This window comes from Citrobacter sp. RHBSTW-01044, assembly GCF_013781945.1.
Taxonomy (GTDB): domain Bacteria; phylum Pseudomonadota; class Gammaproteobacteria; order Enterobacterales; family Enterobacteriaceae; genus Citrobacter; species Citrobacter braakii.
This window is the reverse complement of record NZ_CP056180.1, coordinates 16708-29846: the sequence shown is the minus strand read 5'-3', so window position 1 is coordinate 29846 and position 13139 is coordinate 16708. Positions and strand designations below refer to the sequence as shown.

The window sequence follows — 13139 nt, the reverse complement described above, 5'->3', positions numbered from 1 at the left end:
CTTGAGCGATCAGGCGATGCCAGTTGTGACGGTAAATGTGCGGGTGTGCTGCGGTTCTAGCTGAATCAACGTGCCTTTTCGCTGTGCCGCCAGGAAGCCTTCAGGGCGACAGGTCGCAGGTAGGGCGAAGGCTGCCACCTGCTGATCGCCGTTATAGAGGATCCAACGGGTGACATAATTCAGCTCCGCGCTGGAGAAACGCGTCACGAACGTGGTGCCATCAGGTGCGATCATGCGAAATTCAGGCTTATCCGTGTATCGGTCCAGTTGGTCAGCGAAGAAAACGATTTCCGGATCGTAAAAATCGGGCTCGTTGAGGCGCCCCAGCGAGGTCTCGCCCTGAATGATCCGCTGATTAAACGCCAGCCACTGCTCGGTAGGTTTAACATGCGCGGGTACCGACTCACGCAGCTTCATGGCTTCATCCGGGATATTCTGGCTGAAGGTCGCTTCCGGTACGTAGGCATAGTTCATATGGCACATATACTGTAAAGGCATTGCCACTGAGGCGAGGTTGGTGACCGCCATCTGAATATCAAACAGCGCACTCGCTTTGCGCATAATCACCGCAGGATGCGCCTGATAATGATGACCGAATCCCATCACATACTCGTAGCGTCCGCTCACGCGCAAATTCTCTCCCTCCAGCTCCAGCCAGGCCTCATCCATCGCGGCACAGGCCATTTCGCCATGCAACGGGTGAGAATCTTCCGGCGAAGGGCAGCCATTAGCCAATATACCCGAGTGGAAAGCAAAGCAGCCGTATGTCGCTACCACTTCCGCAGCCGGTTTCGGCTGACTGAACATGTTGCGCATGGTCAGTTCATGCCCGTCAAACTGAGCATCCCAGATCATCTGCCCCATCCAGGGCAGAATAACCAGATGTCCACGACTGTTTTCTACCTTCAGCCCTTCCACACCGCTGGCGTAACGAAATGCGGTAACCGTGAAGTCGCTATTCTTCAGTAAGATTCGCGGATGCTCTGCAAAGAGTTCCCGCCACAGCGTGATACGTGTTGTCATGATCGCTCTCCTCAGGAAACAGTCGCTTCAGCCAGGTTATTGCGCACTTTGCTTTCACGCCAGAAGTAGATACCGACGTACACGAAGCACAACATGGAGACCAGGAACGAGAGTTGTAGCGAGTGGAACATATCGGCCACATAGCCCTGAATTGCCGGAACCACCGCTGCACCAACAATCGCCATGACAATGACTGCTCCCGCCATTTCAGTGTGTTCGTTATCCACGGTATCTAGCGTACCGGCATAGATTGTCGCCCAGCAGGGTCCAAACAGGACGCTCACCAGTACGGCAACGTACACGGCGCTGAAGCTTGGCGCCAGCGCAACATAGACCAGAAACAGTGCGCCAATAATGGAGTAGAGGATCAGCACTTTTTCCGGATTGAAGCGTGTCATCAAGATGTTGGCGATAAACTTGCCGATAAAGAAGCAGGCAAAGCTATAGACCATGAAGGTTGAGGCGTCGCGCTCGTTGATATCACCCAATTCCAGCGCCAGACGGATGGTAAATGACCACACCGCGACCTGCATCCCCACGTACAGGAACTGCGCCACAATCCCACGGCGGAAACGGGCATTGCTGGCCAGATAACGCAGCGTATCCATCGCTGACGGACGTTTATGACTCGCCGTTTGCGCGACTTTACAGGTCGGGAAGCGGGTCAGCAGGAACAACACCATCACCACAACCAGCACCATAATCATGTACTTGTAAGGCTCAAGTGTATTTTCCAGCATCAACACTTTAAAGTTGTGGATCTGCTCCGCGTTCATCCCAGCCATCTGTTTTTCCAGACTCTCGCCTTCAGAGAAGACCAGATATTTACCCAGCAGAATACCGGCGGCTGCACCAATGGGGTAAAAGGTCTGGCTGATGTTCAGGCGCAGGGTGGCATACGCTTTTGGGCCTATCATGGAGCTGTAGGTGTTGGCTGCGGTTTCCAGGAAGCTCAGGCCAATCGCAATCGCAAAAATTGCCGCGAGGAACATGGTGTAGGTGGCCATGTGCGATGCCGGGAAAAAGAGCGTACAGCCAACAATATAAAGGGTCAGTCCCATTAAGATGGCGATTTTATAACTGGTCTTTTTAATCACCAAAGATGCCGGAATCGCAATTAAAAAATAACCGCCATAAAAGGCACTCTGAACTAATGCCGAAGCAAAGTTGCTGAGTGAAAATACGCTTTTGAATTGCGTAATCAGAATATCATTTAATGCGGCTGCGCATCCCCATAAAGGGAATAAACAGGATAACAAAATAAACTGGAACAGAGGCGTCTTATTCAGATAGCCGTCGGGCATCTGAATGATGTTTTTATCGTTCATAGTGCTACCTTTTACAATGCAGGAGTATTATTCGTTTAAGGTAAGAAACTCATTAAATTGTTCGATGCTTGGATAAGATGATTGAGTGCCTTTCCCGGTAACGCTGAATGCAGCGAAGAAAGCGGCTTTTTTCATGGCGGCTTCGACATCACCGCTTTGAACGTAATAGTGGGCAAAACAACCGATGAAAGCGTCACCTGCGCCACTGGTATCGACAGCGTTCACTTTAAACGCCGGGACATGGACTTCCTGGTCACGCGTCATCCACAGAGCGCCTTTCTCCCCCATGGTGACGATAATATTGTTCAGACCTTTATCGACCAAAGAACGTGCCGCGGCGCGAATATGGTCATAGGTATCCACCGGCATACCGGTTAATATTTCGAGCTCGGTTTCATTTGGCACGAAGAAATCGCATTTACAGGCATAAGACATATCTAATTCCCGTAATGCAGGGGCGGGATTTAATAACACTTCAATACCGTGTTTTTTACCGAATTCAATCGCGTGATAAACCGTTTCCAACTGTACTTCCAGCTGCAGGACAATAAGTTGACACTTTTTCAGATCTTCCGCCGCGCGATCGATATCTTCCGGGGAGAGAAACTTGTTGGCACCTTTAATAATCAGAATGCTGTTGCTGGAGTTTGCATTAACAAAGATCGGTGCAACGCCGCTGCTGGTGCAGGGTACCTTTTCGACATAGGTCGTATTAATCCCCCAGGATTCGAGATTACGAATGGTGTTATCCGCAAAAATATCATCACCGACTTTCGTCAGCATCAGCACTTTGGAGTTGAGCTTAGCAGCCGCAACGGCCTGATTTGCCCCTTTACCGCCACAACCAATTTTAAAGGCGGGTGCTTCCAGCGTTTCCCCTTCTTTGGGCATCTGGTTGATGTAGGTGATGAGATCCACCATGTTGGAGCCAATAACCGCGATATCCATTTTACTACCTCTCAGAAACAATCACACAACAATGATATTAAAATAACATTATCATGTTACTTCCGTATCATTTGTGACTAGGATCGCGATTGGAGGATCATTTTATTGTTTATTTATTATGCTAAATGTTGCATCTCTATCACACTCAAAATGATTAACTTGCTTACAATTGACTGAAAACTCGCTGCTTATAATCAATAAAACGTGTAAAAACACGCTTTTATTTCCCAATGGTCAGACGTATAGTAATGCAGCAATATCATGTTCCCAGAAACACATAAATGTTACTGAAGGAACATGAAAACATGATTCGTGGAGAGTGTGCATGGAAACCAAGCAAAAAGAACGTATTCGACGTCTGATGGAATTGTTGAAGAAGACCGACAGAATCCATCTGAAAGAGGCGGCGCGCATGCTGGAGGTTTCCGTGATGACCATCCGTCGGGATCTCAGCCAGGATGACGAACCATTGCCGCTTACGCTACTCGGTGGTTACATCGTGATGGTGAACAAGCCCGCCACCCTCGTTAACGCTCCGCTCCCCGTGCAAAAGCAGTATCATCGCGACGATTTACCGGTTGCCATTCTGGCCGCGGGACTGGTCAGTGAAAACGATCTGGTCTTTTTTGATAATGGTGCGGAAATGCCATTAGTCGTCAGCATGATCCCGGACGATATTACCTTTACCGGAATTTGCTACTCACACCGGGTATTCGTGGCGCTAAATGAAAAACCCAACGCCACGGTGATTCTTTGCGGGGGCACCTATCGGGCGAAAAGTGATGCCTTTTACGACACCAGCAATCCCTCTCCGCTGGATGCGCTCAACCCACGAAAAGTGTTTATCTCTGCCAGCGGAGTCCATGAGCATTTCGGCGTTAGCTGGTTCAATCCGGACGATCTGGCCACCAAACGCAAAGCGATGGAACGCGGATTGCGCAAAATTCTGCTAACCCGCCACGCCCTGTTTGATGAGGTTGCTCCCGCCAGCATTGGTCCGCTTTCCACTTTTGACGTACTGATAAGCGATCGCCCGTTGCCGGCAGATTACGCAACCCACTGCCGGAACGGCTCTGTCAAAGTCATCACCCCGGATTCAGACGGCGACTAACTCACTCAAAGAAAACCGTGATTTTGTTAAACATCGACGGGTCGGACTGGTTGCGGGCCACTTTCACCACATCTTCCAGCTTGTCGATCTGGCTTATCATCTGCTCAAGACGCTGATCGTCGTTGACCAGTAGCCAGATGCGGCTCTTGTCGCTGTCCTGAATCGGTAGACAGAGAATGCCTTCCACGTTGAACGCGCGGCGGGCAAACAGCCCGCAGACGTGGGTCATTACGCCCGGATGGTTGCGTACGGTGAGTTCCAGGATTACGTTGTCATGAGTCTGCTGTTGCATGGCTTATTCCCCCACCATTTCTGTGTTTGCCGCACCCGGCGGCACCATCGGGTACACTTTTTCTTCGGCATCGATGCGCACGTGGATCAGCGCAGGTCCAGGGCGATTAATAATCTCCTGCAACGCTGCCTGTGGATCCGCTTCGTTATTCAAATCGCAGGTTTCGAGGCCAAACCCGGCGGCTATCTGCATAAAGTTAATCATCCCCGGATATGTCGCCGCAAAAACGCCCTGCTTATAGAACAAACTCTGCTGCTGATACACCAGACCCAGCGCTTCGTTATTCATCAGGATGATTTTAATATCCAGCTGATTTTCGCTGGCCGTCGCCATTTCCTGAATATTCATCATCAGGCTACCGTCGCCGGAGAAGCACAGCACCTTTTTGTCCGGGTTGACCAGCGCTGCGCCAATTGCCGCCGGCAGGCCAAAGCCCATGGTTCCCAGACCGCCGGAGGTCAGCCACTGACGCGGACGGTTCAGCGGGTAAGCCTGTGCGGCCCACATCTGATGCTGGCCTACGTCGGTGGTGATAATGGCATTGTCATCCACGCAGGCCGCTACGGCGTTGATCAGCCCATAGTGGCTGAGCGGGTCGCTTTCCTGCGGAATGCTGCAGGGGAATTCGCGTTGTAAATCGGCCACCATTTGATGCCACGACTCTCGCGGCTGCGCGTCAATTAATGGGATCAGTTGCGCCAGAACCTCATCGACATCCGCCTGAATCGCCACGTGTGGCTGTTTGATTTTACCCAGCTCCGCGCGGTCGATATCCACATGGATGATTTTGGCGTTCGGACAGAACTGCTCGGTTTTACCAATCGCCCGGTCATCAAAACGCGCGCCCAGAACAATCAATAAGTCCGCTTCTTGCAGAATAAAGTTAGTGCTGCGCGCGCCGTGCATACCCAGCATGCCTAACGACAGCGGATGCGCTTTCGGCAACATACCGAGCGCCATTAAGGTCATGGTGGTGGGCAGCATGGCTTTTTCTGCCAGTTCACGAACCCGCTCAGGCGCGTTAATCACGCCGCCGCCGAGATACAGCACCGGACGCTGTGCGGCGTTAATCATAGCTGCGGCATCGCGAATGTTGTCCTGGCTGAACGCCGGTGCCGCCATTTTCTGCGCGGGCTCCGGCATCTCTTCAATCTCAAAAACGGCGGTTTGAATATCCTTAGGAATGTCTATCCACACCGGGCCCGGACGGCCGGACTGCGCAATGCGGAACGCATCGCTCATGACCTGCGGTAATTCACTGATATGGCGGACCAGATAGTTGTGCTTGGTGATGGGGATAGAGATGCCGTAGGTGTCGACTTCCTGGAAGGCGTCGGTCCCGATCATTGAGGCCGGAACCTGCCCGGTGATACACACCAGCGGGATAGAATCCAGCCGCGCGTCGGCAATGGCGGTCACCAGGTTGGTCGCGCCCGGTCCGCTGCAGGCCATACAGACGGCGGGTTTACCATCGGTTCTCGCCATCCCCTGCGCGATAAACCCCGCGCCCTGCTCGTGGCGCGCCAGGATATGACGGATTTGCGTGCTTTGGCTCAAGGCGTCATACACGGGAAGAATCGATCCGCCAGGAATACCGGTGACCACCTGAATCCCCTGGCGTTCCATGAAATGAACGATGAATTCTGCGCCCGTAAAACGCGTACGCTTGGATGTTATGCCCGAACTTGCCATGCTCCAGTCCTTTTATTCTGGGCCTTTGCTTCGGGCAGGTCTCTTAAACGAAAAACCCCGCCCGGTTTGCGCCGGCGGGGTTTTGGAATCGTGTGTTGATCCGGACCCTACGGCGCATTGCCGACGACCACCACCACACGCACGACGACCGCTGCGCGAGATGGCGCAGTTTTTAGTAGGGTCGCAGTCAGCATGGAAGGGTTCATTAGGGACCTGTCTGTTTGTTGATTAACTGGATTTATACAAACACAGGTTTTTCAGCGTGACAATGGAAAATTTTTCATCTGCATAAAAATGCGTCAACGATCACATTTCGCTGTGCAGAGTCGGAAAACAAAAAACCCCGCCGGAGCGAGGTTTTTTTCAGCGCTGTGCGGTTGGTAGCCGCCGAACACACTGTGTTATGTCAACGGAAAAAGTATACGCGTTCTGCGAAGAACACGCAATTTCGGCACGAATTTTGATGGTTTTGAGTATGGAACATGAATGGCACAATGTCCATAAAATACTGTTAATTTATACAGTATTTATCTATAATGTCTCGGTACGCAATGTGTTATGCGGGGGCCGCATCGTAAACCGGCGCATCAAAGTCCTGGCTGAAACGGGTGGTGCCGTCAGCGCCTTAACCCCCGTGTGAGCACACTGTGTTATGTCAACAAAGGTGCTGGCAACAGGCAGCGGCGAGGTACGTCAGCACCGTGCTCCTTGTACCAAAAGGAGAGCGTATGAGCCTCGTGGATATCGCTATTCTTATCCTCAAACTCATTGTTGCAGCACTGCAACTACTTGATGCCGTTCTGAAATACGTTAAGTAATTCGGATTCAAGTCGCACCTAAGGGGAGCGGGTAAAACTCCGCTCCCCTTTCACCTTCTCCCTGGTGCTTGTCTTGCGCCAATATGTTACGTTTTTATGACATTCTCAGGGAAGAACGCCACCATGACGCTTTCTGTTTTCTGCATTTTGCTGTTTGCCGCGCTGCTGCATGCCAGTTGGAATGCCATTGTTAAAGCTGGAAACGATAAACTGTACTCGGCGATTGGCGTCAGCGGCTCCGCGGCGATTATGGCATTGATCTGCTTACCCTTCGCGCCTCAGCCTTCCGCCACCAGCCTGCCGTTTTTGGCCATCTCAACCGCGTTGCAAGTGGTGTATACGGTCCTGGTCGCCAAAACCTATCAGGTTTCGGATATGAGTCAGACCTATCCTCTGATGCGTGGAACAGCACCGCTGCTGGTTGCGATTATCAGCGTCTTGTTCCTTGGCGATAGCCTGTCTGTGTTTGCCTGGGTGGGGATTGCTACGATCTGTCTGGCCATTCTCGGCATGGCATTTAACGGACGCAGCAGCTCACAACGCGGGATCGTACTGGCGCTCATTAACGCCTGCTTTATCGCCGGTTACACGCTGGTTGATGGCACCGGCGTACGCTTATCAGAAACCGCGCTCGGTTATACGCTGTGGACCTTCTTTCTGAACGGTTCCTGTCTGCTGGGCTGGGCGATGATCGCCCGGCGCCGGGAAGCATCGCGCTATCTGGTACAGCAGTGGAAGAAAGGTATTCTGGGCGGGATTGGTACGATGGGTTCTTACGGTCTGGCGCTGTGGGCCATGACCCAGGCTCCGTTGGCGGTGGTCGCAGCGCTGCGTGAAACCTCCATTCTGTTTGGTGCTCTGCTCGCCTGGCTGCTGCTGAAAGAAAAGGTTGCCGGAATACGCCTTATCGCGGCCGCCGGTATTGCCGTAGGCGCTGTCTTACTTCGCTTGTCATGATCGCGCCGTAAAGCCGATGCAATCCGGCAACATTTGTTGCCGCTTTTTGTTTACATTTCCTGCCGTTCATCGCGTAAACATTCCAGCCCACTATCTGGCCTTCTTTTTCTGTTGTGGTAGATTCCACGCGCATTTACGGGAAAGTACAGCACCTTATTCTTCTTTTTTCTCTTTTTTAAAAGTAATCAGCGAAATGAAAAGGCATAGAAGCGTCAATTTGTTGTTGATGTTGGTATTACTGGTGGCGGTAGGTCAGATGGCGCAAACCATTTATATCCCCGCGATTGCTGATATGGCGCGTGAACTGAACGTTCGCGAAGGAGCGGTGCAAAGCGTAATGGCCGCCTACCTGCTGACCTACGGCCTGTCACAACTGTTTTACGGCCCACTTTCCGATCGCGTTGGCCGCCGTCCGGTGATCCTCGCCGGAATGTCTATTTTTATGCTGGCCACGCTGGTCGCGATTACCACCCACAGCCTGACGGTACTGATTATCGCCAGTGCAATCCAGGGCATGGGCACAGGCGTCGGCGGTGTAATGGCGCGAACCTTACCGCGCGATCTGTACGAAGGCACGCAGCTGCGCCACGCGAATAGTTTGTTAAACATGGGGATTCTGGTGAGTCCGCTGCTGGCCCCGCTGATTGGCGGCATGCTGGATACCTTGTGGAACTGGCGCACCTGTTACATCTTCCTGCTGGTTCTGTGCGCGGGCGTCACGTTTAGCATGGCGCGCTGGATGCCGGAAACGCGTCCTGCGGGCGCACCGCGTCCACGCCTTATCGCCAGCTATAAAACGCTGTTTGGTAACAGTTCTTTCACCTGTTACGTGCTGATGCTGATCGGCGGCCTGGCGGGCGTTGCGGTCTTCGAGGCCTGCTCCGGGGTATTGTTGGGCGCAAGGCTCGGTTTAAGCAGCATGGTGGTCAGTATCCTGTTTATTCTGCCCATCCCGGCGGCATTTTTCGGCGCCTGGTTCGCCGGTCGCCCGAATAAGCGTTTCTCGACGCTGATGTGGCAGTCGGTTATCTGCTGTCTGGTAGCCGGTTTAATGATGTGGATCCCGGGCCTGTTTGACGTGATGAACGTCTGGACGCTGCTGATTCCCGCCGCACTATTTTTCTTCGGTGCCGGGATGCTTTTTCCGCTGGCAACCAGTGGCGCAATGGAGCCTTTCCCATTCCTGGCAGGCACTGCCGGTGCGCTGGTTGGGGGATTACAGAATATTGGTTCCGGCGTGCTGGCGTGGTTCTCTGCAATGCTGCCGCAGACCGGGCAAGCCAGTCTGGGCCTGCTGATGACCCTTATGGGACTGTTGATTTTTGTTTGCTGGCTTCCGCTGGCGTCACGCGTGTCGCATCAGGGGCAGGCGGTTTAAGCGTATGATGGCCCGGCTTATCGCCGGGCTTTTCGCATTCAGGCGCGATCATCGTCGTCAGTAACGGCTCCAGCGCCGGACGCCAGGCGCCTTCCTCACCATCATAAAACTGCGTATCCGCATTGATAGCATAGGGAATTTTCGCTTTTTTCAGTTCGCACGCCATAAATCGGGCAAACGCCATTTGCGAGGCAGAAGGCGCGTTCCTGATAGTTTCTCCTGGCGACCAGCCTCCCACCCAACTGACATGACCCGTTTTCTGCTGCCAGTGAATGGCGGTATTGATACGGGCGCGAATAGCGGCCTTTTCTGCCGCTGTGCCTGAGGTCCACGGATATTTACCGTTATTTTTCAGCGGCCCCCACGGAAAAATATGCCATTGAGCCAGCACGGTATTCTGACTTTGCGGCGGCAGTTTCAGGTCAGGCAAATCTTCCGGGGCGGCGCGTAGTCGCGGCGCGATAAAAATCATCCGCTGCGGGTCGATGGCATGGACAGTACGAATGGTTTTGTCATACACCCGATTGAGCGACACCTGATTATGGTTGAGCTTATCAGAGGGTTCGTATATCAGGTCGAAACCCAGCAACGGCGAGCTTTGACCAAAGTAATGCGCCACCGCCACCCACCAGTTAACCACCTCTTTTTCGTTACCGGTACTGGGATCTTTTTTATATTCGTCAGCCTGATAGGCAATTATCGGGATCACGCCATACTGCTCGCAGGCTTCCACCAGCTTGCGCAGATGTATAAGCCGCGCCTCCGTAGGCTCTCCCGCCACGCGAATGCGCACGTGGGTTAACCCTTTCGCCTTGTAATCCCGCACCACCAGCGGATCGAATTCACGAATACCCCGATCGGTGCGCGCCCAGTCTACGTCCATCCCAACGCCAAGCTGCTGCGCATACTGCGCCGCGGTCAGCACAGGTTGCGCGGCACACACGGTGGCGCTGGCTAACAGTAAAAGGGAAACAATCGGCTTTAACACGGTCGTCCTTACGCAAATCATCAGGAGTGATATCACGTATTTAGCATGCTTTTTCACTTTGCGTGTAGCGAGAAAGCGTAAAAAATATTCGCAACCCGCTTATTTAACCTGTTCCTGAAGCCAGCGAATAAACGCCTCGATTTTCGGCCACTGTCTGCCAGGCAGGGTGGTGATGTAGTAGTGCTGATGGCATTTCAGCGCCATATCGCCAAAAGGCGCAACCAGCTCTCCGCTGTCGAGGCGTTTTTGCACCAGCCGCTTTCGGCCCATCGCTACGCCGATATGATTCATCGCCGCAATTACCGCCAAATCAGAACGATCGAAGCCAATTCCCGACGATGTCGGCAGATTCACCGAAAAATGCTGCGCCCAACTGTGCCATTCATCGGTCCCGGAGTCGTTACTCCACGCCTGTCTGTCATGCAGCAACGTACAGTGCGGTAAATTCACCAGCGAACCGGTAAGGTCATGGCGGCGAGCGTAGTCCGGGCTGCATACCGGCAGGATCTCTTCATCCATCAGGAAGTGGTGCGTGAGCTGCGCGGAGGGCGCGTCGTCAAAATAGATGGCCAGATCGACCCCGGCACGCTGCAGATTGACGTTGTCGTTCCCGGTCAGCATGGTCAGCGAAATCGACGGATAGCGACGGGTAAAGTCGCCGAGCGCCGGAACCAGCCAGCACTGAGCGATAGAAGGCCGTGAGTAGACGGTGAGCGTCCCGGACAACTCCTGATTTTTAATATCAAGGATTTCCTGATTCAGCGTATCCAGCGATGATTTCAGCGCCCAGAACACCCGCTTGCCTTCGTGGGTGAGTTCCACTTTACGATGCGAACGAACAAACAGCTGAATATCCAGCTCATCTTCCAGCTGATTAATGCGATGGCTGACAGCGCTGGGGCTTAATGACAGCTCATCTGCCGCCAGCGCAAACGACTGATGTCGGGCCGCCACTTCAAAGGTATACAGCTTTGACAACTGCCAGCCGTTGAGCAGCCGATTTCTGACCTCGCGTAAGGGATCCATGTTCACCTCCTGTCCTCCTGATTCATTCGCCGGAGTGTAAAAAAGTTCGCTGCAAAAATCAGCATAAAGATGAATCAAGGTGAACCATATCGCATAAACAAAGCGTAATTAGACGTAAATCACCTAATTGATGCAATCTGGCTCATGTGAAAGGGGATTTATATCGTTTGTCAGACCATGCCTTATTTTTGTCCAATAACCCTATATTAATCACAGGGCAAGGTGAGTTATGCACTCTCAAATCTGGGTTGTGAGCACGCTGCTGATAAGCATCGTGTTAATCGTTTTGACCATCGTGAAGTTCAAATTCCACCCGTTTCTGGCGCTGCTGTTAGCCAGCTTCTTCGTGGGTACGATGATGGGTATGGGGCCGCTGGATATGGTCAATGCCATTGAGAGTGGCATCGGCGGTACGCTGGGCTTCCTCGCCGCGGTTATCGGCCTTGGGACCATTCTTGGCAAAATGATGGAAGTATCCGGCGCGGCCGAACGTATCGGCCTGACGCTACAGCGCTGTCGCTGGCTTTCCGTTGACGTCATTATGGTACTGGTCGGGCTGATTTGCGGGATCACGCTGTTTGTTGAAGTCGGCGTAGTGCTGTTGATTCCTCTGGCCTTTTCAATTGCCAAAAAAACCAATACCTCGCTACTGAAGCTGGCGATTCCGTTATGTACAGCGCTGATGGCGGTACACTGCGTCGTGCCGCCGCATCCAGCCGCCCTGTTCGTGGCGAACAAGCTGGGCGCGGACATTGGCACCGTGATTGTCTACGGCTTACTGGTGGGCTTAATGGCCTCGCTGATCGGCGGTCCGCTGTATCTGAAATTCCTCGGTAACCGTCTGCCGTTTAAACCGGTTCCGGCTGAGTTTTCCGACCTCAAGGTGCGCGACGAAAGTACGCTGCCATCGCTGGGCGCTACGCTGTTTACCGTACTGCTGCCGATTGGCCTGATGCTGGTAAAAACCGTCGCTGAGCTGAACATGGCGAAAGGCAGCACGGTTTATACGCTGTTGGAGTTTATTGGTAACCCGATCACCGCGATGTTTATTGCCGTTTTCGTGGCCTATTACATTCTCGGTCTGCGTCAGCACATTGGCATGGGTGCGCTGCTGACCCACACCGAAAACGGTTTTGGCTCCATTGCTAACATTTTGCTGATTATCGGCGCAGGCGGCGCATTCAACGCTATCCTCAAGAGCAGCGGACTGGCGGATACTCTCGCGCTGATCCTCTCGAACATGCATATGCACCCGATTCTGCTGGCTTGGCTGGTGGCGTTAATCCTGCATGCTGCGGTGGGCTCTGCCACGGTGGCGATGATGGGTGCGACGGCAATCGTGGCCCCGATGCTGCCGCTCTACCCCAACGTTAGCCCGGAGATCATCGCCATTGCCATCGGTTCCGGCGCGATTGGCTGCACGATCGTCACCGATTCCCTCTTCTGGCTGGTGAAGCAGTACTGCGGCGCCACCCTAAATGAGACGTTCAAATATTATACGACCGCGACATTTATCGCGTCCGTTATTGCACTGGTTTGCACATTCCTGCTTTCCTTTATTATCTAAGCGCAAAGAGA

General features: G+C 53.0%; 13 protein-coding genes. 5 read left to right on the top strand and 8 right to left on the bottom strand.

What is annotated here, in order from left to right:
• Positions 1 to 9 precede the first annotated feature (9 nt).
• The 3 genes from HV352_RS00150 to rbsK are packed head-to-tail and all read right to left on the bottom strand — an operon-like array spanning position 10 to position 3299.
• A complete protein-coding gene (locus tag HV352_RS00150; RefSeq protein ID WP_137379365.1) occupies positions 10 to 1023 on the bottom strand; it encodes an aldose 1-epimerase family protein in 1014 nt (337 codons plus the stop codon).
• A gap of 11 nt (positions 1024 to 1034) precedes the next feature.
• Entirely contained in the window at positions 1035 to 2351 is a 1317-nt protein-coding gene (fucP, locus tag HV352_RS00145) for an L-fucose:H+ symporter permease (RefSeq protein ID WP_003023919.1), read from the bottom strand.
• Positions 2352 to 2378: 27 nt separating this feature from the next.
• Positions 2379 to 3299, bottom strand: a complete 921-nt coding sequence (gene rbsK, locus HV352_RS00140; RefSeq protein WP_181635116.1) for a ribokinase — start codon at positions 3297 to 3299, stop codon at positions 2379 to 2381.
• A gap of 325 nt (positions 3300 to 3624) precedes the next feature.
• Here rbsK and HV352_RS00135 point away from each other — a divergent pair, with 325 nt between their 5' ends.
• Positions 3625 to 4410, top strand: a complete 786-nt coding sequence (locus HV352_RS00135; RefSeq protein ID WP_016157805.1) for a DeoR family transcriptional regulator — start codon at positions 3625 to 3627, stop codon at positions 4408 to 4410.
• Between the two features lies 1 nt (position 4411).
• Here the strand turns inward: HV352_RS00135 and ilvN are convergent, their stop codons facing one another.
• The 3 genes from ilvN to ivbL all read right to left on the bottom strand — a co-directional run bounded on the left by ilvN (position 4412) and on the right by ivbL (position 6600).
• Positions 4412 to 4702 carry an acetolactate synthase small subunit gene (gene ilvN / locus HV352_RS00130; RefSeq protein ID WP_003023914.1) on the bottom strand — a complete coding sequence of 97 codons (291 nt, stop codon included), beginning with the start codon at positions 4700 to 4702 and terminating at the stop codon, positions 4412 to 4414.
• A 3-nt stretch (positions 4703 to 4705) separates the two neighbouring features.
• Positions 4706 to 6394, bottom strand: coding sequence for an acetolactate synthase large subunit (gene ilvB / locus HV352_RS00125; RefSeq protein WP_181635115.1), 1689 nt, complete (start codon positions 6392 to 6394; stop codon positions 4706 to 4708).
• Between the two features lie 107 nt (positions 6395 to 6501).
• A complete protein-coding gene (gene ivbL, locus HV352_RS00120; protein ID WP_003827118.1) occupies positions 6502 to 6600 on the bottom strand; it encodes an ilvB operon leader peptide IvbL in 99 nt (32 codons plus the stop codon).
• A 522-nt stretch (positions 6601 to 7122) separates the two neighbouring features.
• On the opposite strand from ivbL, the gene tisB reads away from it, so the two are divergent.
• From tisB to emrD, 3 genes are all read left to right on the top strand, one after another.
• Complete coding sequence (tisB, locus tag HV352_RS00115; RefSeq protein ID WP_003023909.1) at positions 7123 to 7212, top strand: type I toxin-antitoxin system toxin TisB; 90 nt, start codon at positions 7123 to 7125, stop codon at positions 7210 to 7212.
• A 123-nt stretch (positions 7213 to 7335) separates the two neighbouring features.
• Positions 7336 to 8169 (top strand): DMT family transporter, encoded by an 834-nt coding sequence (locus HV352_RS00110; RefSeq protein ID WP_181635114.1) that lies wholly within the window; start codon positions 7336 to 7338, stop codon positions 8167 to 8169.
• 193 nt (positions 8170 to 8362) lie between these two features.
• On the top strand, positions 8363 to 9547 hold the full coding sequence (gene emrD / locus HV352_RS00105; protein ID WP_181635113.1) for a multidrug efflux MFS transporter EmrD: 1185 nt from the start codon (positions 8363 to 8365) through the stop codon (positions 9545 to 9547).
• Here the strand turns inward: emrD and HV352_RS00100 are convergent.
• Both HV352_RS00100 and dsdC read right to left on the bottom strand, forming a co-directional pair.
• Positions 9474 to 10556 (bottom strand): cellulase family glycosylhydrolase, encoded by a 1083-nt coding sequence (locus HV352_RS00100; RefSeq protein WP_085055756.1) that lies wholly within the window; start codon positions 10554 to 10556, stop codon positions 9474 to 9476. The two genes, emrD and HV352_RS00100, sit on opposite strands and share 74 nt — an antisense overlap.
• Positions 10557 to 10634: 78 nt before the next feature.
• A complete protein-coding gene (gene dsdC, locus HV352_RS00095; RefSeq protein ID WP_047415695.1) occupies positions 10635 to 11561 on the bottom strand; it encodes a DNA-binding transcriptional regulator DsdC in 927 nt (308 codons plus the stop codon).
• Between the two features lie 229 nt (positions 11562 to 11790).
• On the opposite strand from dsdC, the gene dsdX reads away from it, so the two are divergent.
• Positions 11791 to 13128 (top strand): D-serine transporter DsdX, encoded by a 1338-nt coding sequence (gene dsdX, locus HV352_RS00090; RefSeq protein ID WP_181635112.1) that lies wholly within the window; start codon positions 11791 to 11793, stop codon positions 13126 to 13128.
• Positions 13129 to 13139 lie beyond the last annotated feature (11 nt).